Below are 21,487 nucleotides of genomic sequence, written 5' to 3'. Positions count from 1 at the left end.
ATTCATTACTGCCAGGAGGCTTCCCGTATGAGAACTGAACAACAGATCCAGTCCAAAATTAACGAACTGACCCTGCAAAAAAGATCCCTCGAATCCCGCCTGGCCCCGCTGCCCGGGGGCAGCCCCCAGCGGGAACCGCTGAATGCCCAGCTGACCCGGCTTGAGGATATGCTCCTGATGCTGGAATGGGTGCTGGATGCACCAGCCGGGAAATACCACGCATAAGGCGCAGGTCAGGACAAGCTTTTGCCGTAACAGAGACTGTCAGGATCGCCTATATAAGGGCCAAACAAGTCAATCGGCCGGTAGCCGTGCTTCTCATAGAGCGCAATCGCTTCCGGCTGCTTGATGCCTGTCTCCAGCCTAATCTCTCTGCAGCCCGCCGCTCTCGCTTTCTGCTCCAAATCCAGCAGCATGCGGTTGGCAATCCCCTGCTTGCGGGTATCCGGGTCTACAAAGAAACGCTTCAGCTCCATCACCGATGAATCCGGGTCAAGCGGCCGCAGGCCTCCGCAGCCTACCGGCTTGTCTCCTGCATAAGCCACCACAAAGGTCATTTCCCGCACTTTGGGGTCAGAGAAATCAACAACATAGATAGTTTCATGCGGATACCTTGCTTTCAGTTCGTCATCGAGACGGTCAATTAACGCCCTCAACTCCCTGTTCTCAGGCTCCACCACAACAAAATTCACTTCGCTCTTCGAGATCATCCTGTGCCTCGCTCTCATCCGGTTGTTTCGCCAACTTCCGCCGCTTTTCTTAATTCATTATATATCACTATAGCGTTTAAGTGTTTCTTCATATAAATCGGCGTTATCCTTCTCAAAACAGATAAATTCGATCCGCTCTAGCGGGTGTCCTCCGGGACCGCGTTCCTTAACGTAGTCAACCACAGTCTTTAGCGCCGTTTGGCAAGCCAGGGCTTTGGGGAAATTATAAACTCCCGTGCTGATGTTCGGAAAAGCAATGCTCCGGGCCCCTTGAGTGCATGCAGCATCCAGACTGTTCAGGTAGCATCTGGCCAAAGTGGCAATTTCACCAGCGCCTCCCCCTTTCCAAATCGGTCCTACTGTATGTATGATCCCCAGCAGCGGAAGCTTCCCGGCACATGTAACGGCTGCTTCACCGGGCAGAATCCCGCCTTGCTTGCGGCGGATCGCTGCACACTCCTCGGCAATCTGCGGTCCGCCTGCACGGTGAATCGCACCGTCCACCCCGCCGCCGCCAAAAAGGCCCGAATTCGACGCATTCACAATCATGTCCCCCTGCCAGGACGTAATATCCCCTTGACAGGCGGAAATGGCCACTTGGTTAATGAAGATTGGCATGTCCCGTTTCCTCCTTCACGGCCGTTTCCAGACGGAGTATGAGCTCCTGTTCCCCCTTGCTGGCCGCCTTGTCCTGGAACGAAGCCGGGAAAATCGACTCGCCCCGCAGGGCAGACTGCCGGATACTGCCGAGCATCCAGTTCTGCGCGTCGGAGAGCGCCATTTCTCCGCTGCCGGCAGGAACACGGCAGAGAGCAATGGTCTTGTCGACCTCGCCGCTCGCTGGTTGCCCTTCGGTGCGGGCACGTACGGTGAATTGGAACAAAGGAACTGCTTCCGGCCGTTCTTCATTATAGGAAAAGGCCTGATAATAGACGGAATACATTAAACTGCTGATACGCCCCGCTGAGTCACTGGCCTCCTGCTGGGCAATTAGCCTGCTGTTCTGGTAAGCCATGACTCCGGCTGCAAATAATAGAAAGACAATAACTCCCGCGAAAACCATAAACATATCTGACACCTGCCGTTTCAGCTGGATATGGGCAACACCGTTTCTATATTATCACGTGAAGAACGTGTCAGGGAATGGGCCTATGCGCTGAATTAAACAATTTCGCCCGCCTGCCTATAAAGTTATTTTGAAATATTCATATTAACAGTTGAAACTTCCTGCAGCTTGATCCATAATGAAGTGGTGTTGAACGTTTGTCAATCCATATCAAACCAAGGGAGGATACCACGAAATGAAGTTTTTCTTGGATACCGGAAATATTGAGGAAATCAAACGTATTACCCGACTCGGATTAGTGGATGGCGTAACGACAAATCCGTCGCTTATCGCCAAAGAAGGCAGACTTTTCAAAGATGTAATCAAAGAGATCGTCGCCATTGTGCCAGGCCCGGTCAGCGCCGAGGTTATCGGTCTGAAGGCTGAAGAAATGCTGAAGGAAGCTTACGAAATTGCAGAATGGGCACCGAATGTTGTCATCAAGCTGCCAATGACTGAGGATGGTCTGGAGGCTTGTTATGAATTAACCAAAAAAGGCATCAAAACCAACGTTACCCTCATCTTCTCCGCAGCACAGGGTCTGATGGCCGCCAAAGCAGGGGCTACCTATATCAGCCCGTTCGTCGGACGTCTGGATGATATCGGTGTTGACGGCATGAAGCTGATCTCGGATTTGAAGACCATTCTGACCAATTACGGCCTTCAATCGGAAATTATCGCCGCCAGCATCCGCAATATTGCCCATGTAGAGCAGGCAGCCATTGCCGGAGCGCATATCGCAACGATCCCGGGTTCACTCCTGCCTTCTCTGTGGAAGCATCCGCTGACAGACAACGGTATCGAACGTTTCCTGAAAGACTGGGAGAAAGTTCCCCAAGCCTAAGTATAGGTTCAAATATTGATTACAAGCCTTTTCCCGCAGCTGCGGGGAGAGGCTTTTTTGAATTCCATACAGCTTTTATGTAAGCACAGAGCAGCCGTTTCTGCTTGTCAAACGTTGACAGAATTAATTGTCTTAAATATAATTGTCATAACAATTATTTTGGGAGGACGAACTGCCATGCCGCTTACTTCACCCCAGGAGTTCCTCGGATTTCTGCTGGGCTCCACACACCGGAGGATTTCCAATGCATTTGCCCGGGTTCTGAAGCCCTATGACATCACCCCGGAACAATGGTCTATTCTGCTGATGATCTGTGATCGTGAAGGCATTAATCAGAAGGAGGTTGCCGCCGCCGCTGCCAAAGACCAGCCCACTACAGCCAGAATCGTAGAACTGCTGCAGAAGAAAGGCTTCATACACAAGACGATGAGCCCTACCGACCGGCGTGCCTTTCAGCTCTATGCCACAGAGACAGGCAAGTCATTGATTAAGCGTACCGTATCCCTGGAGCAACAGACTATTGCTGCGGCGGTCAATGGACTCCGCCCCGAGCAGATCGAAGACCTCCGCTCCATGCTGGAGCTGATCTACCACAACACCGGAAATACACATCAAGAATAGGAGACAACCCCTTTGAATCATTCATCTGAACGACTATGGACATCATCATTTATAACTCTCACCCTTTGCAATCTGCTGCTGTTCATGGGCCTGCAGATGACTCTCTCCACCCTCCCGGCTTATGCCGAAGGAACGCTGCAGGCTTCTTCCGTACAAGTCAGTCTTGTGACCAGCCTGTTTGCACTGAGCGCTATCGCATCCCGGCTGTTCTCCGGCAAAGCGATGGAAAAAGGCGGCCGCAATCTGCTGATCTTCCTGGGTCTGGCCGTTTCCATAACTGCCGTAATCGGCTATTACTGGGCAGGAAGCATTCTTGCACTCCTGCTCCTGCGGATGCTGTTCGGAATAGGCTTCGGCATGGCCAGCACCGCATTTCCGACGATGGCCTCCGACATTATCCCGATCCGCCGGATGGGCGAAGGCATGGGCTACTTCGGCCTGTCCACAAGCCTAGCCATGTCCGCCGGCCCGCTGATCGGACTTAGTCTGCTGCAGGGGCCAGGCTTTGGCTCGCTGCTGATCAGCACTGCTGCAGCACTGGTGCTGATTTTGCCGCTCAGCTACCGCCTGACCAGGAAGCTGCCGGCACACCATAAGGAGCCGGCAGCCCCGCCGGTAGCAGAAATCAGGGGCGGCACCTTCCGGAGATTGTTTATTCCCTGCCTGCTTAACTTTCTGCTGTCTGTCTCCTATGGCGGACTGCTGGGTTTTCTGGCGCTCTACGGTGCCGAGGCCCATCTGGAACACATCGCTTACTTCTTTCTGTTCAATGCTGTAGCGATTGTAGTTGTACGGCCGCTCTCCGGTAAAATTTACGACCGTTTCGGCCCTCCTGCCCTGCTCATTCCGGGGAGTCTCTTCATAGTTGCAGGACTGCTGCAGCTCTCCTTCGCTTCCTCAACGGCTGCACTGTTTCCGGCCGCCCTTTGTTACGGAATCGGCTTCGGTTCGATGCAGCCCGCATTGCAGACCTGGATGATCCAGTCCGTGGAGCCCCGGCAGCGCGGGACGGCGAACGGCATGTTCTTCAACTCGCTGGATCTCGGTGTAGCGATTGGAACCATGATCCTCGGCTCCATTGCACTGTACACCAGCTTTGGCGTCATGTACCGGTATTCAGCACTGGCACCCGTTCTGCTGCTGTTGATATATACAACCCTGCTGATCGCTAAACGTTATAACCGCCAAAAACCTGCGCCAAAAAATTCCACGAGCCACTCTGTGGCCAAATAAACGCTTAAGCTGTTCCTTGTATACCCTCTCGCTTAAAGTGATTCTATCCATCATCCGGCCGATACGGTAACAAGTGGAAACGGCTACGCCGTCCTTTTAAAGGACGGGGTGTTTCAGCGAGAAATAGAAGGATAATTTATAGCGTGAAACATATTAATTCTTATATTTGAACCAAAACGGCTGTGGGGTCCTCCACGGGACAGCGCAGCCGTCTTGGTTCTAGCGTTACCTGGAGAACGACTCCCCATGAATCCTACGGCAACTCTTTTAGTGGAATAAGGGACACTAATTTGCCGAAGTACTCTGCCCGCGGGCAGATGAAGTGGAAAAAGGGACACTAATTCAGCCCATTTCGCCATTGGACCAAAAATGTAGCCCAATTAAGTTTACTTTTTCCACTTCACTCAGGATTTCTTAATTTCCGGAAAAATAAGTTCCCTTTTTCCAACTAGCACCTGCGGATGGAGCCCTATCCTCCTGCATTGCGTATATTCCTGTGAGTAAATTCTTATATTTTCAAAAAGACCGCCCTATGATCTCTGATCCCGGGGCGGTCTTTGTTTATCATGATATTCTATTCTGGCTCCCTCAACGCTGCATAACTCCGGCAGCTGCCGACTCGCGGACTTCGGCGGGCAGAAAATGATTCGGCTGGCCCAGGCTGTAAATATGCAGCAGATGCATAGCCCGGGTGCAAGCGGTATAGAACAGCTTGCGTTCGCTTTCCCGGCCATATTTAGCCTCGGAGCCGTCATAAATGATGACGGCATCAAACTCCACGCCCTTGGCCAAATATGCGGGCAGCACCAGGGTCCCTTTTTGAAAATTGGGCGTATCCTTCGTAACCAGCCTGACCGGAAGCCTGTTCTGCAGCTTGGCATGGACCCGTGCACTCTCCTCTGCCGTTTTGCAGATTACCGCCACGTAATGATAGCCCATGGAGTGAAGATTCAGCACATCCTGCTCAATTGAACCAAGCAGACCCTCCTCGTTGTCCACAACCGTCAGCAGCGGTGATTCTCCCCGCCGGTTGAAGGGGACGATCTTTTCCCCGCCGGGAATCATCGAACGCGTAAATTCAACAATCTCATAGGTGGAGCGATAGCTGCGGGTCAAGGAGATGACCTCTGTATTCTCCCGGCCGTAGACGCTGACCAGCCCGCCCAGATCACCAAGCACCTCACCCTGGGCATAAATCGCCTGATTGAGATCACCAAGCACCGTCATTTTGGCCCGGGGAAACAGGCGGCGCATGAATTCTAGCTGGAACGGGGAATAATCCTGCACCTCATCGACGATCACATGACGGATTTGCGTATTGGTGCGGAAGCCCTGGCTCAGTTCCTTCAGATAGAGAAAAGGTGTGGCATCTTCATAGGCAAGCTCGTTCCGGCTCAAAGACGCCACCGTCTGGCGGCAGATAGCGTCCCAGGCTTCCGGCAGCTCCCGGCCGTTGCCCAGGCGCTCCATTAACTCACGGTCAGCAAAAAGCAGGCTGTACAGCCCCTTCACATCCACGAACCTTCCCCGTTTGGTCCAGCCGCGCAGCGGCTTCAGACGCTGGCTGACAATATACCGGGCCAGCACCGTTTTCTCCATATCAAAGTCATCAAAGCTGTCATTCCGGCCCCCGCCCTTGCGGCGGAGCATATTGTATGCCCGTTGATAGTCACTGGAATCCAGCAGCTCAATCTGGTCCTCCACCCACTGCGCTTCCCGCTCTTCCACACTGTATGCAGCGATTTTTTTGAGCAGCCAGCCCGTCATCAGATCAATCCGGTTCGCCAGTTTAATTCCGGGATCAAAGCTGTAGAATTTTTGCTGCATTTCTTCTTTACTGACGACTGCCCGGCCTTGAAATACAAGCGGTTTAAACAGCATCCCCTCATGCTCCAGCAGATTGACGTAACGCCGGATCACATCCAAAAAAGCCACAGATGACTTGTAAGTAATTCCTGCTCTCCGCGTAGCCGCCTCAGGCCCTTCCGGGGCATTCAGCAGGCTTTCTGTCTGGCTGAAAACATCCTCCAGCTCAAACTCCTGGCCCAGACGGTGCTCAAGATACATCTGGAACGTCGTCTGCTGCATATTTTCTTCACCCAGCTCCGGCAGTACAGTGGATACATAGCTGTTAAAAAGCGGATTCGGCGAAAACAGCAGCATTTGGTCCGCCTGCAGCACCTCGCGGTATTTGTAGAGCAGATAAGCGACGCGCTGCAGCGCGGCAGAGGTTTTCCCGCTGCCTGCTGCACCCTGCACGACCAGCATCCGGCTCCGGTCATTGCGGATAATGGCATTCTGCTCCTTTTGGATCGTCGCAACAATACTTTTCATCCGGTCGTCCGCACTGTGGCTGAGTACCTGCTGAAGCAGTTCGTCGCCGATGGTGACACCTGTATCGAACATGACCTCAATCGTGCCGTTATCGATCACGAATTGGCGTTTCAGCTCCATGGTGCCGGAGACAAGCCCGCCTGGTGTTTCATAGGCTGCCGGACCCGGAGCCCCGTCATAATACAGGCTTGAGATGGGAGCGCGCCAGTCGTATATCAGGAACGAGCCGTTATCCTCCATCAGCGAGCCGATGCCCAGATAAATCCGTTCTGCTTCTGCATCCGCTGTCTCTTTAAAATCAATCCGTCCAAAATAAGGCGATACGACAAGTTTTCTATATTTTTTGAGCGCTTTGCTTGACTGCAGATGATGGCGTTCCCGTTCATTCAGAATTTGCGCCTGCTGCCGCAGGCTTGTCGAGGTTTCTCCAAGATCATCCGGGCTGCTGAAGTTCACTGTAACCTCTTCCCAGAAGTCTTTGCGCATATCCACAACATCACTGCGATGAAGACCAAGCTCATCGGATAGCCGTCTGATATGGGCTGACAGCAGCTTTGTAATTCCGTTTACCCGATTCTGCTCTTCTTCCCACTCGCTATCATGCTTCTCCATTGCAATTCATCCCCTTCGGAAGGTTGATATTTATTCTCGCCTATGCTATGATTAAATTTATTTTACTTTTTTTCATTATTTTTCCGATATTCATTTATATTAGCAAGCGCTGCATCCTTTTTCAAGTCTCTTTATCCGAGATACATAATGATCCGGTCCCTTCAGGGGCCGGATCTTTTGCTATGACCAAACATTGATCTTCCTGGCTATATACTATAAAGTATGCGCCAATACATGCTTGACAGTCAACGCTGTGCTGCTCAAAAGCAGGCTATGATTATTCCTTCTCCTCGGCAGAAAGCCGGTTAATCTGATCCGCAACCTTATCCAGCCGCTCCAGCTGGTATCCGTAATCATAAATTGCAGCCGCCACTACAGAGAGGCGCAGCTGGCCGGCCTTCTCAGCATCATAACCGTTGATTGCCGCTTGGAGAAAGCGGTCGTTATCTTCCGCCAGCGGGTCAATATCGTTCGCTCCCGGTTTCAGCTTGTCTTCGAACTTGAGCAGAATAGTCTCATGGTATTTGATCAATTGCTCCAGATGACGGTCAAACAGCTCATCGGTCTTCCCGGTGCGCTCCGCCTGGAAGTAATGCCGGTCTACCGCCTCCAGCACTTCAAACCCTTTCTGCAGCGACGCCAGCAGGTTCTTATAGACCACCATCTGCCGGGTCTGGCTGTATTTGGCCCGGCGGAGCTGTTTTTGTTCTTCCTCGAACAAAGCGTACTTATCCGCAAGCGACCGGATAGAGGCCTCCAGCGCATTTTTTTCGTCGCGGAAGACACTCTCCTTCATCTCATGCGACACAGCCGTCCGCAGCAGCAGCGACAGGCTGCCGAATACATTTTCAATCTGCTGGATGTACTGCTTCCGCGGCTGCGGAGGAAATACGGCTATATTGATAATAAAAGCAGCGACAATACCGGTCAGCGTCAGCAGAAAGCGGGTTAACGCAAACTCCCATTGCCCTGAGGCTTCCATGACCGAAATTACAGTGACCAGGGTCAATCCGATCGTATCGGCCCGTTTCATTTTCATACTGATCATAATCACCAGAATACATACCAGCCCGACGGCAATCGGCTCATTGGACAGCAGCATTCCGCCCAGCAGCGCCAGTACCGCGCCTATGGTACTCGTCTGAATCTGATCCAGAAAGTACCGCCAGGATCTGTAGATCGAGGGCTGCATCGCAAATATCGCCGCAATCGCTGCGCCTACAGGAGAAGAGAATTGCAACAGAGCGGATAGATAAAGTGCAAGTGTTACGGCCAATCCGGTTTTGAGTATGCGGGCGCCAAAAGCCAAATCCATCCCTCCTAATCGATATTACTTCGTACAAATATGTATATCCTGATCTGTTTTGGTTCATTTCTAAGAATGTACAGACATTATTACCCAGGAAGCAGACTGGCGAATTTTAGTGTGGCTTAAGCCGGCTTTCAGGATGCTTTCAGCTTTCGGGGAATACTGAATACAGCAGTCCCCCCACAAATCCATGTACGAGGTGAATCATGAGCAACAATGTCAAAAGAATTACAGCCTTCGCTGCAGCGCTTCTGCTCTGCCTGGCTCCCGCTGCCGCTTTTGCGGAAAATGCTGTCAGCAGTACACCTGCAACCGCTCCCGATTCAGCAGTCCGGGCTGATCAGAACCACCGTCATCCCCATCCCCCAGGCACCGACAAAGACTTCCGGGCCGGAGGCGGGCATTTCATTATCAGTGAAACGTCCAAGCTGCTGGAGATGGACCGTCATGAGCTGATCCGCAGCCTGAAGTCAGGTACAACCTTGTATGCGCTGGCCAAAGAGAAGAAAGGCTGGACTGAAGAGCAATACCTCCAAAAGCTGAGTGAAGCGGCAGTCATGAAGCTTGAGACTTCCATCAAAGATGGCCGTCTGACCCAGGGTGAGGCAGAGAAGCTGAAAGCCGGACTTCCGGCACTTCTGAAGCTGGGCATCAACCGGATAAATCAATTCCAGCAGTCCATAAAACGCTGAAGCACCTGGCAGAACGGGTATATTCATATGGCGGACAAGCGGATTCCCATGCGAACGGGAATCCGCTTTTTTATGGCAGGCGCTTCTTGCTCTTCCGGGAATTCCGGTAGGCCTCAAAGCAGGCAATGCATAACATCATCCAGGCTCCGCTGGCCGCATATCCACCGATGACATCACTTGGGTAGTGTACCCCCAGATAGACACGGCTCCAGCCAATCCCCCCCGTCATAAGCACTGTGAACAGAATGAACAGAATCCGTTCGCTTCTCCTGCGCATATGCCGCCACAGCAGGTACGCAATGATGCCATACAGCGAGAACGCCGCCATGGAATGCCCGCTTGGAAAGCTGTATCCGGCCTGTTCAATCAGGCGGTGGATATTCGGGCGTTCCCGGTGAAACCACAGCTTCATCCAGGTGTTCAGCAGCTGTGAGCCTGCCCCGACTGCAAGAAACAGAATCAGCTCGATACGGTGCTTCAGCACAAAGTACAGCAGCACCATTGCCAGTAATGAAATGCCGATGGCAAGCTTGGACGAGCCTATCAGGGACAATCCCTTGGCCAGGGAAGTCAATCCCGGGGATTCCGCGGACTGCACGGTATGAATCATGAAGTTGTCAAACCCGGAGATCCGGTCCATTTTCACAAACACAGCGATTACAACAAAAACCAGAAAAAAACCGGTAAACCCCCGAAAACCTCTTGACCAGTATTGGTATTGCAGTATAACTACCCCCTTGTCCAATTTAAGCCGGATGACCCTATTTCCAGATGAGGTCTTACCCGTGGTATAATGTCCTGGAAGACAATTCATAAAAAAGATGGAGTGCTGCCAAAGTGGAAACTCTGAAATTACAGGAGCGTTTGTTGAACCAATGCATCTCAACCAAGGTTCCCGTGACGATCTTTACAACCAATGGAGTTAAAATGCAGGGACTTGTAACCTCTTATGATGCCTATACGATCACTTTGCAGGGGCAAGGTGACGGCAGACAAAATGTGCTGTTCAAATCAGCCGTCTCTACAGTTGTACCGCTGAAGCCTGTCTCGCTTAAATAAGCCTTCAGTCCAGCTTTCCCGTTAATCTGGAATTACAGCCCCTTTCAAAAGGAACACCGGAGCTTTATGCTCCGGTGTTCCTTTTGCTTGAAATATAAGGAATCTTCATCTCCAACAAAAAAACATCATCCTTGTATTTAGCACAGAGCAGGATTCACCGGGGACTATTCGGCCGCCGGAAAATATGCAGGTTTGACACACACCGGTTTGGATAACGCGGCGGTATTTCCGGTGAAGCTGAGCCGTCCGCTTGCGCGGTCAATGCTGAACACCACCAGATTATTGCCGTCGCGGTTAGCGGCTATCAGATATGCGCCGTCCGGAGTGAGGGCAAAATGGCGCGGATGCCCGCCATGTGTGGAGACATGCTCCACCAGTGTAAGTCTGGCGGTTGCAGGGTCAACGGCATAAACCACAATGCTGTCATGTCCGCGGTTCGAACCGTATAAATAGAGCCCGTCAGCAGACAAGGCGATTTCCGCACAGCTGTTGTTTGCTGCAGGGTAGCCTTCAGGCAGTGTAGAAATCGTTTCAACCGTCTGAAGTGTACCTGCAGCACTGTCATACAGGAATGAGGTAACCGTGCTGTCCAGCTCATTGATTACATAAGCGGATTTCCCGTCCGGATGAAAGACGAAATGACGCGGTCCCGCCCCTTCATGCAGCGTGGTGTCGCCCAAGGCTTCAAGCATCTTCGCATCACGGTTAATTTTATAGGTCCGGATCAGATCCAGCCCCAAATCGGAAACGAACAGAAATTTCTCGTCCGGGCTGAAGATGGCGGAATGCGGGTGGGGCTTCTCCTGCCCGGGCAGGTTTCGTTGACCCGTATGTACAGCGGTATCCTCCAGGCGCACAGGCAGTCCTTTCTGATCCAGGGATACCAGCCCCACGAGGCCCCCATGATAGCTGCATACGATAATAAATTCATTGCGGGTATCTCTTGAGATGTGGCAGGTTGTCGTTTGGCCGCTGCCTGTAGCAGGCATTGTGGAAATGCGGTTCAATTCCGTGAGCTTGCCGTTCTGCGGATTGATTGCAAAGGATACAACCTCGCCTTCCTTGCCGCCTTGTCCGTTAGCTTTTTCTCCTATAGCATACAGCCGTCCTTCAGCAGCATCTACGTTCACAAAAGTCGGGTTAGTAATGCCCTGCACCTGATCGAGAGGGGTAAGTGTGCCCCCTGCTTCCCCATTGAATTCAAATACCTGAACCCCGCTTTCTTCAGCGCTTGCGTAGGAACCGGTAAACAGCAGTAGTCTTGTATTCTTCATTTCGGTAATCCTCCTCCAATGGTCTTCAGTCTCGTTGCCTTAAGCGGCCCGAATGGGACCGGCCATTTATATAATTTACATTTTTTCAGCGTCTATGACAAATCGCGTAGTAAAATTTCACAAAATATTTTAAAAATGAGGCTTTCCAAGGGCAGATCGTTATGTTATAATGAAAGCGCTAACATTAGGTTTTTTACTTTTATTTTAAGGGGGAACATGAATGAGCAGCCTGCTGGAAGCCAGAAATGTGTATGAGGACTTCGAGGTGGAAACGGACATTCTGTTCTTTAAGGTCGGGGACCATGACTTGGTCATTTTTCACGGCAGAAACTATAATATAAAAAAGAGAATGACTGCCGAACAGCTTAACCGTTTAGTATCTAACCCAAGTTATTATCATGTGTACGGGGGCTGTTACGTCAATCTGAACAAGATCAGCTCCATCGAAGACGACAGCATCTATTTCGGGGAGATGGGCCTGTTTGCCAAGACTGTCCGTGTGCCAAGACGGAAGCAGGAAAGCATACGTCATCTGCTGAGAAGCCTCAGCTCATAGGCCAATTTATTTCCGCATGAAGCAGAGAAATATGGAGTCTTCCCAAAGCCGGAGCCGCATGTTCTATTCATGCGGCTCCGGCTTTTTCTTGTATCTTAAGAGAAACTTAAAAAGTAAATCGGCTTTTTTATACTTTCTTAAGGTTTGGAATCCTGATTTCTGGTAAAGTTGTAGAAAGACAGGCAACACCTATATTGAAGGGAGTCATTAATTCTAATGGACAAAAAAGATTTCAATGAGAATGAACATCAAGGCAACAATGGAGCAGCGGAAGAGAACAGCCCTTCCGATATTCATGAAGAAGCACTGGAGGGAGCAGCATCCAGTCCTGAGCCGGAACCGGAAACCGCTCAGAAAGCTGCAGAAGTATTCGGGCAGAACGATGCACCTGACAGCGCTGCCAATGTTCCGGTAATGAATAAAGTAGGCGACGGCACCCCTCCTTCGTCCCCGGCTTCCACCGGCGGACGGGGCTGGATGATCGCATCGATTGTGCTGGCTGCAGCGCTTATCGTCGTTTTCATCGTACAGCCTTTCAAGAAGGATGACAGCAAAGTAGCCGTCGCTACTGTGAACGGAACCGACATTTCCAAAGCAGAGCTTTATGATAAACTGGTTGAAGCCGGCGGTGAAGCCACTCTCCAAAACCTGATTACCAAAACCCTGGTAGACCAGGAAGCCAAAAAAGCCAACATTACAGTGACCGATGCCGACATCCAGGCAGAGCTTGAAGATCTGAAGACCCAATTCGGCGGTGAAGAAGCGCTGAACAATGCGTTGCAGCAAAGTTCAATGACGCTGGATGACCTGAAGAAGCAAATGCCGCTGCAGGTTGAAATCCGTAAATTGGTTGAGCCTAAAGTAAAAGTTACGGATGAAGAAATCTCCAAATACTACGAAGAGAATAAGGCTTCCTTCAATCAGGAAGAAGAAGTCCGCGCTTCCCACATTCTGGTCAAAACCAAAGAAGAAGCTGATGCGATCGTAAAACAATTGGCGGGTGGAGCAGATTTTGCCGCACTGGCGAAAGAAAAATCTGCTGATACCGGCTCCAAGGAAAAAGGCGGAGACCTCAATTTCTTCAAAAAGGGCGATATGGTTCCTGAATTCTCCGCTGCTGCCTTCAAACTCAAGGTTGGCGAAACCAGCGGCGCTGTCAAAACGGACTATGGCTACCACGTGATCAAAGTAACCGACCGTAAAGAAGCCCACAACTATTCGCTAGCAGAGAAAAAAGAAGAAATCACCAAAAAACTGAAAGCGCAAAAAGTATCCGAAATGTCTTCCACCTGGCTGCAGGAGCTGACCGCCGGTGCGAAGATTACCAACACGCTTACGGATAAACCGGAAGCTTCTCCTTCCGCTGATGCCAGCGCAGCACCTGCCAGTGAAGCTCCGGCGGCTACAGAAGCTCCAGCTACGAAATAAGATGTTTCCACTGCAGCAGCTTGAACCAGAGCCACAACTTATACAAAGAGGACAAGCGGTCATCCCGCCTGTCCTCTTTGTGTTTATCCATAGCAATCCATGGTGCTAATGGTTTTTTTTGCGGATCTGCTTATCATGATTCTCGCCCCACTCTTTGGCCTGTGCCGTGGCAATCGAGATAGCCCTGCCCTCTTCATATCCTTCGTCCAAGAGGGCATTGGCGATCTCAATCGCCTTATTCCGCACCGGGGCCATAAAGTTCTTCAGAGAATCCGGATAATCATCTTTGTTCCATGGCATCGCAAAAACCTCCTTAATCGGGCTATAGATATCATTAGCCGGATCAAGGAGGTTTTAAACATTGGCTTATTTAATGACTTTTACACGTTCTTCAATCGGCTGAAATTCTTTTTCACCTGGTGCGGTGACCGTTTTACCGAAAGGCATTTGGGCGATCAGCTTCCAGTCGGCCGGAATATCAAAGGTTGCTTTCACTTCATCATCGATAAGCGGGTTGTAATGCTGCAGTGAAGCACCCAGACCTGCTTCAGCAAAAGCAGTCCATACTACAAACTGCAGAATACCGGAGGATTGGTTCGACCAAATCGGGAAGTTTTCAGCGTACAAGGCAAAGTTTTCCTGCAGATGCTTCACCACTGCCTGGTCTTCGAAGAACAATACTGTGCCATACCCTGCTTTGAACGAAGCCAGCTTCTGTGCAGTGCCTTCAAACTGCTCAGTAGGTACAATTTTGCGCAGGGTATCTGCCGTAATATCCCATACCTTATCGTGCTTATCTCCCAAGAGCACTACAGCTCTGGAGCTTTGGGAGTTGAATGAAGTTGGGCTATGTAGGACCGCAGCTTCAACAATCTCTTGAATCTCTGCATCGGAAACCGGGGATTCTTTGCTGATTGCATAGATAGAACGTCTGCCTTTTACCGCTTCAAGAAAGTTTTTAGACATCGTATAAATACCTCCGTTTATTTAGTAACTTACTTTTTTAAATCTTAACACTTTTATTCCAGGAATGCAACATCCATTCACAACTTTTTCCTCCTGCTTGTCTCCATACCCACTCTATTGTCGCTGTCCCAGAGCCTATTTATTCACATTCCACTAATTTGTATAAGCAAATCAGGCGATTAAGAAACAGTTACTCACTTTTCGATATACAATTCTGCACCAAATAGGCTACAATAGTTCAGCAATCAGTGCAGAAGGAAGGTTGAGATGTATGAGAAGGCATAATATTAAAGGCTTTTTTTCATTGCAAAAAACAAATATACATACGTTTACCGTGCTTCTGGCCGCAGGTTTCATCCTCGCGGGCTGCCGGGACACAAATTCGGCATTGCCGGACAGGCCCGTATCAACCGTAGTGCAGGCAGAAGCAGACACAGCACCGGTGTCCTTCTGGGTGGCTACAGATACCCATTACCTCGACAAGGACCTTCAGGATGGCGGTGCAGCTTTTCAGGCTTATGTGAACGGCGGGGACGGCAAAATCCTCCCCTACAGCGAGGAACTAATGGAAGCGCTCGTCTACGACGTTGAGCAAAAAAAGCCAAAATTTCTGATACTCAGCGGAGATCTGACCAACAACGGGGAAACCAGCAGCCATAAGAAGCTCGCAGAAAAGCTAAAACGCGTGGAGGAAGCGGGCACCGAGGTCTATGTGATTCCAGGCAATCACGATTTGAATAATCCCTGGGCAAGATCGTTCAAGGCAGACAAGCAGATCGTGGCTGAGCATATTGCCCCGGAGGATTTTACCGAAATGTATGCCGACTTCGGTTATTCTGAAGCCCTCTCGCGGGATAAGGTCAGCCTCAGCTACCTCGTCAATGCAGCCCCGGGGCTCTATCTCCTGATGATCGACAGCAGTCAATACGCAAACAATGAAAGCTACGGCTTCCCCCAGACAGACGGGCGCATTCTCCCTTCTACCCTTTCCTGGATGGATGATTGCGCAAAGCTCGCTGCCGGGAAACAGGCCTCCATCATTACGGTAATGCATCATAATCTGCTCAGCCATACCTCCATGTCAGTTGCCGGCTTCAAGCTCAACAACAGTCAGGAAGCGATGAAGACGCTGCGCAGGAATAATCTCAATCTGGTATTGTCCGGACACATTCACATGCAGGATATCGCCCGCGATCCGAAAAGCGGAAATGAGGGTACCGCAGGCGCAGGGGAGTCTCCGGTCTATGATATTGCCACCAGTGCCTTCGCCGTTAATCCGCATCAATATGGTGCGATGACCTTCGATCCCGCTACGCGGGCAACGACCTACCATTCTACTTCAGTAGATGTGGAAGGCTGGGCCAAGGCAAATGGCATTACCGACCCCAACCTGCTACACTTTACAGCTTATGCGGAGAAGGTATTCGCGGACCAATCGTATAAGAAGGCAATGGCCCGTCTTAAAGAATCCACATTCAGCGAGCCTGAAAAGAAGTCCATGGCTGAAGTTATGGCTAAGTTGAACGTGAATTATTTTGCCGGAACCACTTCGGATGCTCTGGATGAAATTAAGGCCATGCCGGGTTATAAGCTGTGGATGGGTATGGATGGCGGCTTCATGTCCGGCTATATCCAAAGCATGGCCGTAGATAAAGCGCTCAGCAATGTCTCCCTGGAAATGAACCTGACCAGTCCATGAGCTTCGCCATCGGCATAATGGAGACATCAGTGCCAAATCAAGTGGAAAAAGGTTAACTAATTTGCCGGAGTACCTACCCTCGGGCCGATGAAGTGGAAAAAGGGACACTAATTCAGCTCATTTCGCCATTGTTCAAGAAAAGTGGCCCCATTAGGTTTACTTTTTCCACTTCACTCTCAGAATTTCTTAATTTTCGGAAAAATAAGTTCCCTTTTTCCAACTAACACCTGCTCAAGGAGCCGGTAAGCAAGTACTGCGGGCTGGAGAGCTTTTATTTTGCCGATTCAGGCGGCCTATCACGCCTGCACCTCTCTGTTCATCTGAAGCTTCATAAGACATCCACCTTGTTTAGCATTGTATAATTTCCTAAACTACACAAAAACCGGAACCTCTTGTTGAAGAGATTCCGGTTTTTTGTAACTCTGGATTTACGGACGGTCAATATAGATGTAGCCATCCTCATCTGTTTCGACCTTGGCATGAAGCGCCTCTGCCAGCAGACGAAGCGGCACATAAGCATCTCCGTATTCATCGATGAATACCGGCTGCGGAAGCTTCACTGTAGCTCCGTTTATCTGAACCTTGTCAGACCCGATTTTGAACACCAGCTGGTCACCGTAGACATCATCGGTAACCTTGATCGCGCGGTTAGCACCATCCCATTCCACTGCCGCATCAAGGTCTTCAGCCAGATACCGCAGCGGCACATAGGTTGTGCCTCCTTCGACAATCGGATAATAGTAATCATCATCCGGGGCAATCACCAGGGATTTCGAGGTAATCCCCATATCATTCTTGAGCAGGTTGTACAGATCAGACCCTTGCTCAAAGCTTCTTAGCGTTTCTCCCGGAGTCAGGTTGGTTGAAGACATATCCAGCGCGCCTTCAGTAGAAATCCGGTCAGCGGTTACCGGACCGTTCACATTCCAGGTCTGAGTTCCCAGCTTGAGTGAAATACTCTGAAGCGGCAGGTCCTCGCTCGCTGGCAATGCGACATTCAGATCGATATTCTGCTTGCGGACATGGAACCCATTGTCTACAAACAGATCCACATTCAGCTTGGTATCTTTGCTGAGTACAGTTTTTAGTTCAGGCGTGGAGGAGTAGAGATTATCCAGCTGTTTGTCATAGACAAGCAAAAGTGCATCTACTGCCAATTTGGCCGCATCATGCGCTACGGTCACTACACCTTCCTTATCTTCCAGGGGAATATCGCCCAGTCCCAGATCGCTTAGCTCACTTGCGCCGATACCATTGGCTTCCAGAAGCGGATACAGATAATCATAAAGACCGCTAATGAATGCCGTGAACCCTTCGGTATCCTTGGAAATGGATTTCAGGAAGCTTTTCACCAATGCCGGCAATTCTTCTCCCGTAATCTCCGTATGCAGCTTAGTCAAACTCAGTTGTTCGCCATATACAGATTCATTTACAGAAGCTATGCTGATTGCGCCGGGATTCGGCAGATTTTTGACTACAAACTGAGTAAGCAGCTTGGAAAGCTCTGTAGTTTTGTTCTGGTCAAACCCTTTAAGGCCAAGGGATTCCTCGTACCCTTCAAGCGGATAATAGAAAGGCTGTTTCGCACCTTTTGCTGTAAAAACAACGGCAGTAGTATCCATAAAGAATGTAAAAGGAATGGATAATTGCTTATAGCCAACAACACCTGACGCGGAAATGCTGCCATTGTCCTGAAGCTTCACATGGCCGATGTTCAGGGAGAAGGAATTAATCAGGTCCACCATTTTCTGATCTTCTGCACTAATTCCTGCAGCAGGCACAGCATTCACCGACAAGGTGGTGCTGGATTCAGAAGATTTTACATCCAGATCCCCCAGAAGCGCTTTGTTGACATCAAATCCTGCAACCGACTGGCAACCTGCCAGAATCAGCAGCAATGCGAGAATCGGAAGCAACCACTTGGTCCTTGCTTTCATTTTCTTCATAGCATGTCTCCTCTTGTTATATTTTGCTATCTATATCCATCAACTCTAAAGAGGAAGGATCGGGGTCAAGCCCCTGCAGCCAACTGCAGGATTATATTGTAAACAGACTCCGCCAATCAATAGTTACCCACTCCTGGAAATACAGAATCTTCACCAAAGCCAGCGCGGCCAGATGTAATGGATAGAAGGACCACCAGATCCAGCGTGGCAGCCGCTTCTGCTCCAGCAGACGCCAGAATCCCGGAGCTCCCGCAATCAGAAGGGTAGGAACTATACTTAGCATCTGCACCGTCCACCCATAATAGAACAGGTAGAAGCTATTCAGCAGGAAATGGGCCAGAATCATCCAGTAGGAACGGACGTAACGGAAGATCAGCACCAGCAGCAACCCGTAAGCATTGTAATCCAGCGGCAACCGGTCCATCAGGACAAAAGCAAGAATCACTACAGGAATACCGTACCACGGATTGGGCAACTTATCCAGAACAAACAGGACCAGCGCCGACAGCAGCAAGGTAAAGACGACATTCCAGCCCCCCGGATCAAGAGCCAGATTATAGGGAATTTGCGTTAACAGCGCAATCCAGAGCAGCCGCCGCAGATAACGCGGCCTCGATGATGTATGTATATGCCCTTGCACGAGCATGTAGCAGTAGATTGGAAAAGCAATTCTGCCCACAATCCTCCAGCCCATCTCGCCAGGGAAAAAAATATAGCCGATATGATCAATCAGCATGGTCAGCATCGCAATAATCTGCATCATTTGCCTCCAGTGGGGTGATTTGGGGGATTTCCGGCTGGCAGTTCACACTTATACCGTTCAATTCCAGGGGGGTTATGGGATTCGGGACCATGTCTTAAGCTCCAGAAATCATTAATATTTTTTAATGTTAACAGTATAGCAGAGATGCACTGCATACGCATCGAACTCATTTTATTCTGAAAATTCAGTCTTGACAGCTATACATAAGCGTAGTAGTATTTCAAAATACTTCTATAATACCGAAAGATTATCGAATGTGAAGGAGGCTCCATATGATTGAAGCTCTACGGAAACTCGGTTTGTCCGATCTCGAAGCCCGCTGCTATCTGGCGCTGCACGGTCAGTCGCCCTCCTCAGGCTACGAGGTCTCTAAGCAGGTATCCGTTTCACGCTCCAACGTGTATGCCGCACTGCGCGGCCTGGTGGAAAAAGGGGTCTGCCGCGCTGAAGAAGGTGAGCCGGTTACATTCGCGGCGATCCCGATTGGACAAGTTGTAAAACTGCTTCAATCCGAGTTCGAACGCACTGCCCGCTTACTGGAGAGTGAGCTGACCCCCCTGCCGGATCCGCCGCCTTTCTTCAGTAACTGGAAGGGAGATCAGCAAGTGGATCTGGCGGTCCGCCGCCTCGCCGCTAATGCCAGGGATCAGATTCTGGTCGATCTTTGGGCAGAGGACCTGCACCGGGTTGAGGAATCGCTGCTCGCAGCCGAACGCCGGGGAACCGCCGTTCACCTGATGGTCATCGGTGAAGCGCCGACGGAGCTTAAGCAGGTTATCATACATAGTGTGCCGCCCGGTGGTCCGAATAAATCACGGAACTTCTCCATGCTGCTGGACAAGGAGACGGCGATCCTCGGCAGCTTCAGCCGTCACGCACCGGCATCCGCGCTGGAGAGCAACCACCCGGCGGTGCTGAACGTGCTGGATACCTCGTACTTCCACGATGTGGTGATGATGCGGATCGAGAATGATTTTGCCAGGGAGCTGGAGGAACGGTACGGCAAGGATTACGCCCTGATCCGGCGCGAGCATCCTGAGATGCACCCGAAGAATTAGACTACCTGATATCAAGAAAGGATGACTTGCTTTGAATCGAAACGGCTCGTCCGTGCTGCATAACCGCTCATTCCTGCGCCTGTGGATCGCGCGGATTTTCTCGACCAGCGCATTTCAAATGCTGTCTGTCGCCATCGGCTGGCAGATGTACGCGCTGACTGACAGCGCCTTCCAGCTTGGCCTCGTCGGCCTGGCACAATTCCTGCCTATGCTGCTGCTGACGCTGCCGGCCGGGCAGACCGCGGACCGCTACGACCGCCGGACTATCGTCTATCTCTGTCAGCTTATGGAAAGCGTTGTGGTCCTGCTGCTTGTCCTCGGCAGTATGCAAGGCTGGCTGGGCTCGCTTCATCTGCTGATCGCCGCTGCCATTCTGGGTGCATGCCGCACCTTCGAAGGGCCTGCCTCGGCAGCACTTGTGCCGGACATCGTGGACCGCGAGCAGCTGCCGAAGGCGGCAGCCTGGTCAGCCTCGGCGATGCAGACTGCAATGATCGTTGGCCCGTCACTCGGAGGCGTGCTCGTGGTCTGGGGTACCGCCGCTGCCTATATTGCATCGCTGGGCGCGCTCCTGGTATCGACGGTTCTGATCTTCTTCGTCAAGACTGTTCACTTCGTGAAGAAGCTGGACGCCGTCAACATGGACACCTTCCTCAGTGGGCTGCGGTTTGTATTTGCCCGAAAAATCATTCTCGGCACCATTTCGCTCGACCTGTTCGCCGTGCTGCTTGGCGGCGCAACTGCCCTGCTGCCGATCTTCGCCGAGGATATTCTGAAGACCGGCTCACTCGGTCTTGGTCTGCTCCGCTCAGCCCCGGCGGTCGGGGCGATCGTCGTCTCCCTGATCTTAACCCGGTATTCGGTGGAGAGAGCGATCGGCAAGACACTATTCGCCTCTCTCGTTGTGTTCGCCCTGGCGACAATCCTGTTCGGTGTGTCCCACAGCTTCTGGCTCTCGCTCTTCGCGTTGTTCCTCATCGGCGCTTCCGACGTCGTAAGTGTCGTAATCCGTTCGACGCTCGTTCAGGTCAACACGCCACAGGAGATGCAAGGCCGTGTCAACGCCGTCAACTCGCTGTTCATCGGCACCTCGAACCAGCTGGGCGAATTTGAGTCCGGCACGATGGCCGGTCTGGTCGGTGCCGTGCCTGCAACAGTTATCGGCGGGCTTGGTACCCTTGTCATCTCTTTTATCTGGATGTACTGGCTCTTCCCCGTCCTCCGGACCCAGAAGACGTATACGGCGGAGAAAGGGTAATCGTCAGTGCCCGTATTAAA

22 protein-coding genes are annotated in these 21,487 nt (G+C 51.1%); 11 read left to right on the top strand and 11 right to left on the bottom strand.

From position 1 onward, the window contains the following. Window positions 1–27: 27 nt before the first annotated feature. Window positions 28–225 (top strand): hypothetical protein, encoded by a 198-nt coding sequence (locus tag PRIO_RS14835; RefSeq protein WP_020431824.1) that lies wholly within the window; start codon window positions 28–30, stop codon window positions 223–225. 8 nt (window positions 226–233) lie between these two features. Here the strand turns inward: PRIO_RS14835 and PRIO_RS14830 are convergent, their stop codons facing one another. Genes PRIO_RS14830 through PRIO_RS14820 form a run of 3 tightly spaced genes read right to left on the bottom strand, consistent with a single transcriptional unit; the run spans window position 234 to window position 1,779 of the window. Next, window positions 234–710 (bottom strand): GNAT family N-acetyltransferase, encoded by a 477-nt coding sequence (locus PRIO_RS14830; RefSeq protein ID WP_020431823.1) that lies wholly within the window; start codon window positions 708–710, stop codon window positions 234–236. A 57-nt stretch (window positions 711–767) separates the two neighbouring features. Next, window positions 768–1,328 (bottom strand): macro domain-containing protein, encoded by a 561-nt coding sequence (locus PRIO_RS14825; protein ID WP_020431821.1) that lies wholly within the window; start codon window positions 1,326–1,328, stop codon window positions 768–770. Next, a complete protein-coding gene (locus tag PRIO_RS14820) occupies window positions 1,312–1,779 on the bottom strand; it encodes a hypothetical protein (protein ID WP_020431820.1) in 468 nt (155 codons plus the stop codon). Before PRIO_RS14820 ends, PRIO_RS14825 begins: the two co-directional genes overlap by 17 nt. 232 nt (window positions 1,780–2,011) lie before the next feature. On the opposite strand from PRIO_RS14820, the gene fsa reads away from it, so the two are divergent. The 3 genes from fsa to PRIO_RS14805 all read left to right on the top strand — a co-directional run bounded on the left by fsa (window position 2,012) and on the right by PRIO_RS14805 (window position 4,513). Next, a complete protein-coding gene (gene fsa / locus PRIO_RS14815; RefSeq protein ID WP_020431819.1) occupies window positions 2,012–2,659 on the top strand; it encodes a fructose-6-phosphate aldolase in 648 nt (215 codons plus the stop codon). A 177-nt stretch (window positions 2,660–2,836) separates the two neighbouring features. Further along, window positions 2,837–3,280 carry a MarR family winged helix-turn-helix transcriptional regulator gene (locus tag PRIO_RS14810; protein WP_020431817.1) on the top strand — a complete coding sequence of 148 codons (444 nt, stop codon included), beginning with the start codon at window positions 2,837–2,839 and terminating at the stop codon, window positions 3,278–3,280. 12 nt (window positions 3,281–3,292) lie between these two features. Further along, complete coding sequence (locus tag PRIO_RS14805; RefSeq protein WP_020431815.1) at window positions 3,293–4,513, top strand: MFS transporter; 1,221 nt, start codon at window positions 3,293–3,295, stop codon at window positions 4,511–4,513. Window positions 4,514–5,101: 588 nt separating this feature from the next. Here PRIO_RS14805 and helD read toward each other — a convergent pair. Together helD and PRIO_RS14795 are read right to left on the bottom strand one after the other, a co-directional pair. Beyond that, a complete protein-coding gene (helD, locus tag PRIO_RS14800) occupies window positions 5,102–7,459 on the bottom strand; it encodes an RNA polymerase recycling motor HelD (protein ID WP_020426904.1) in 2,358 nt (785 codons plus the stop codon). 277 nt (window positions 7,460–7,736) lie between these two features. Beyond that, the gene (locus tag PRIO_RS14795; RefSeq protein ID WP_046503176.1) at window positions 7,737–8,768 is read right to left on the bottom strand and encodes an FUSC family protein; all 1,032 of its coding nucleotides are present in this window, start codon (window positions 8,766–8,768) and stop codon (window positions 7,737–7,739) included. Window positions 8,769–8,974: 206 nt separating this feature from the next. Here PRIO_RS14795 and PRIO_RS14790 point away from each other — a divergent pair, with 206 nt between their 5' ends. Further along, the gene (locus tag PRIO_RS14790) at window positions 8,975–9,460 is read left to right on the top strand and encodes a hypothetical protein (RefSeq protein ID WP_020426907.1); all 486 of its coding nucleotides are present in this window, start codon (window positions 8,975–8,977) and stop codon (window positions 9,458–9,460) included. 70 nt (window positions 9,461–9,530) lie between these two features. On the opposite strand, the gene PRIO_RS14785 is transcribed toward PRIO_RS14790, so the two are convergent. Continuing rightward, complete coding sequence (locus PRIO_RS14785) at window positions 9,531–10,205, bottom strand: phosphatase PAP2 family protein (protein WP_231869897.1); 675 nt, start codon at window positions 10,203–10,205, stop codon at window positions 9,531–9,533. A gap of 92 nt (window positions 10,206–10,297) precedes the next feature. On the opposite strand from PRIO_RS14785, the gene hfq reads away from it, so the two are divergent. Then, entirely contained in the window at window positions 10,298–10,519 is a 222-nt protein-coding gene (hfq, locus tag PRIO_RS14780) for an RNA chaperone Hfq (RefSeq protein WP_020426909.1), read from the top strand. Between the two features lie 164 nt (window positions 10,520–10,683). Here the strand turns inward: hfq and PRIO_RS14775 are convergent, their stop codons facing one another. Continuing rightward, window positions 10,684–11,793 (bottom strand): lactonase family protein, encoded by a 1,110-nt coding sequence (locus PRIO_RS14775; RefSeq protein ID WP_020426910.1) that lies wholly within the window; start codon window positions 11,791–11,793, stop codon window positions 10,684–10,686. 220 nt (window positions 11,794–12,013) lie between these two features. Here PRIO_RS14775 and PRIO_RS14770 point away from each other — a divergent pair, with 220 nt between their 5' ends. Both PRIO_RS14770 and PRIO_RS14765 read left to right on the top strand, forming a co-directional pair. Next, window positions 12,014–12,349: a LytTR family transcriptional regulator DNA-binding domain-containing protein gene (locus PRIO_RS14770; protein ID WP_020426911.1), complete on the top strand. Its 336-nt coding sequence runs from the start codon at window positions 12,014–12,016 to the stop codon at window positions 12,347–12,349. A gap of 216 nt (window positions 12,350–12,565) precedes the next feature. Then, window positions 12,566–13,777, top strand: coding sequence for a peptidylprolyl isomerase (locus PRIO_RS14765; protein ID WP_020426912.1), 1,212 nt, complete (start codon window positions 12,566–12,568; stop codon window positions 13,775–13,777). A gap of 105 nt (window positions 13,778–13,882) precedes the next feature. Here PRIO_RS14765 and PRIO_RS14760 read toward each other — a convergent pair whose 3' ends face one another. After that, window positions 13,883–14,077, bottom strand: coding sequence for a DUF2188 domain-containing protein (locus PRIO_RS14760; RefSeq protein ID WP_020426913.1), 195 nt, complete (start codon window positions 14,075–14,077; stop codon window positions 13,883–13,885). A 66-nt stretch (window positions 14,078–14,143) separates the two neighbouring features. Beyond that, a complete protein-coding gene (locus tag PRIO_RS14755; protein ID WP_020426914.1) occupies window positions 14,144–14,743 on the bottom strand; it encodes a nitroreductase family protein in 600 nt (199 codons plus the stop codon). A gap of 304 nt (window positions 14,744–15,047) precedes the next feature. On the opposite strand from PRIO_RS14755, the gene PRIO_RS14750 reads away from it, so the two are divergent. Beyond that, the gene (locus PRIO_RS14750; RefSeq protein WP_231869895.1) at window positions 15,048–16,442 is read left to right on the top strand and encodes a metallophosphoesterase; all 1,395 of its coding nucleotides are present in this window, start codon (window positions 15,048–15,050) and stop codon (window positions 16,440–16,442) included. A gap of 428 nt (window positions 16,443–16,870) precedes the next feature. Here the strand turns inward: PRIO_RS14750 and PRIO_RS14745 are convergent, their stop codons facing one another. Then, window positions 16,871–18,388 carry a copper amine oxidase N-terminal domain-containing protein gene (locus PRIO_RS14745; RefSeq protein WP_020426918.1) on the bottom strand — a complete coding sequence of 506 codons (1,518 nt, stop codon included), beginning with the start codon at window positions 18,386–18,388 and terminating at the stop codon, window positions 16,871–16,873. 91 nt (window positions 18,389–18,479) lie between these two features. Next, on the bottom strand, window positions 18,480–19,151 hold the full coding sequence (locus PRIO_RS14740) for a TraX family protein (protein ID WP_331709838.1): 672 nt from the start codon (window positions 19,149–19,151) through the stop codon (window positions 18,480–18,482). A 272-nt stretch (window positions 19,152–19,423) separates the two neighbouring features. Here PRIO_RS14740 and PRIO_RS14735 point away from each other — a divergent pair, with 272 nt between their 5' ends. Both PRIO_RS14735 and PRIO_RS14730 read left to right on the top strand, forming a co-directional pair. Next, window positions 19,424–20,209, top strand: coding sequence for a TrmB family transcriptional regulator (locus PRIO_RS14735; RefSeq protein ID WP_020426920.1), 786 nt, complete (start codon window positions 19,424–19,426; stop codon window positions 20,207–20,209). Window positions 20,210–20,240: 31 nt separating this feature from the next. Next, entirely contained in the window at window positions 20,241–21,467 is a 1,227-nt protein-coding gene (locus PRIO_RS14730; RefSeq protein ID WP_046503167.1) for an MFS transporter, read from the top strand. Window positions 21,468–21,487: the final 20 nt, after the last annotated feature.

The organism is Paenibacillus riograndensis SBR5, assembly GCF_000981585.1.
GTDB lineage: Bacteria > Bacillota > Bacilli > Paenibacillales > Paenibacillaceae > Paenibacillus_AQ > Paenibacillus_AQ riograndensis.
The sequence above is the reverse complement of the archived record's forward strand: the minus strand, read 5'-3'. Positions and strand labels throughout refer to the sequence as shown.

Coding starts and splice junctions, on each gene's coding strand:
- PRIO_RS14835 (WP_020431824.1), top strand. CDS start 28: ATGAGAACTGAACAACAGATCCAGTCCAAAATTAACGAACTGACCCTG.
- PRIO_RS14830 (WP_020431823.1), bottom strand. CDS start 710: ATGATCTCGAAGAGCGAAGTGAATTTTGTTGTGGTGGAGCCTGAGAAC.
- PRIO_RS14825 (WP_020431821.1), bottom strand. CDS start 1,328: ATGCCAATCTTCATTAACCAAGTGGCCATTTCCGCCTGTCAAGGGGAT.
- PRIO_RS14820 (WP_020431820.1), bottom strand. CDS start 1,779: ATGTTTATGGTTTTCGCGGGAGTTATTGTCTTTCTATTATTTGCAGCC.
- fsa (WP_020431819.1), top strand. CDS start 2,012: ATGAAGTTTTTCTTGGATACCGGAAATATTGAGGAAATCAAACGTATT.
- PRIO_RS14810 (WP_020431817.1), top strand. CDS start 2,837: ATGCCGCTTACTTCACCCCAGGAGTTCCTCGGATTTCTGCTGGGCTCC.
- helD (WP_020426904.1), bottom strand. CDS start 7,459: ATGGAGAAGCATGATAGCGAGTGGGAAGAAGAGCAGAATCGGGTAAAC.
- PRIO_RS14790 (WP_020426907.1), top strand. CDS start 8,975: ATGAGCAACAATGTCAAAAGAATTACAGCCTTCGCTGCAGCGCTTCTG.
- PRIO_RS14775 (WP_020426910.1), bottom strand. CDS start 11,793: ATGAAGAATACAAGACTACTGCTGTTTACCGGTTCCTACGCAAGCGCT.
- PRIO_RS14770 (WP_020426911.1), top strand. CDS start 12,014: ATGAGCAGCCTGCTGGAAGCCAGAAATGTGTATGAGGACTTCGAGGTG.
- PRIO_RS14765 (WP_020426912.1), top strand. CDS start 12,566: ATGGACAAAAAAGATTTCAATGAGAATGAACATCAAGGCAACAATGGA.
- PRIO_RS14760 (WP_020426913.1), bottom strand. CDS start 14,077: ATGCCATGGAACAAAGATGATTATCCGGATTCTCTGAAGAACTTTATG.
- PRIO_RS14755 (WP_020426914.1), bottom strand. CDS start 14,743: ATGTCTAAAAACTTTCTTGAAGCGGTAAAAGGCAGACGTTCTATCTAT.
- PRIO_RS14745 (WP_020426918.1), bottom strand. CDS start 18,388: ATGAAGAAAATGAAAGCAAGGACCAAGTGGTTGCTTCCGATTCTCGCA.
- PRIO_RS14740 (WP_331709838.1), bottom strand. CDS start 19,151: ATGATGCAGATTATTGCGATGCTGACCATGCTGATTGATCATATCGGC.
- PRIO_RS14735 (WP_020426920.1), top strand. CDS start 19,424: ATGATTGAAGCTCTACGGAAACTCGGTTTGTCCGATCTCGAAGCCCGC.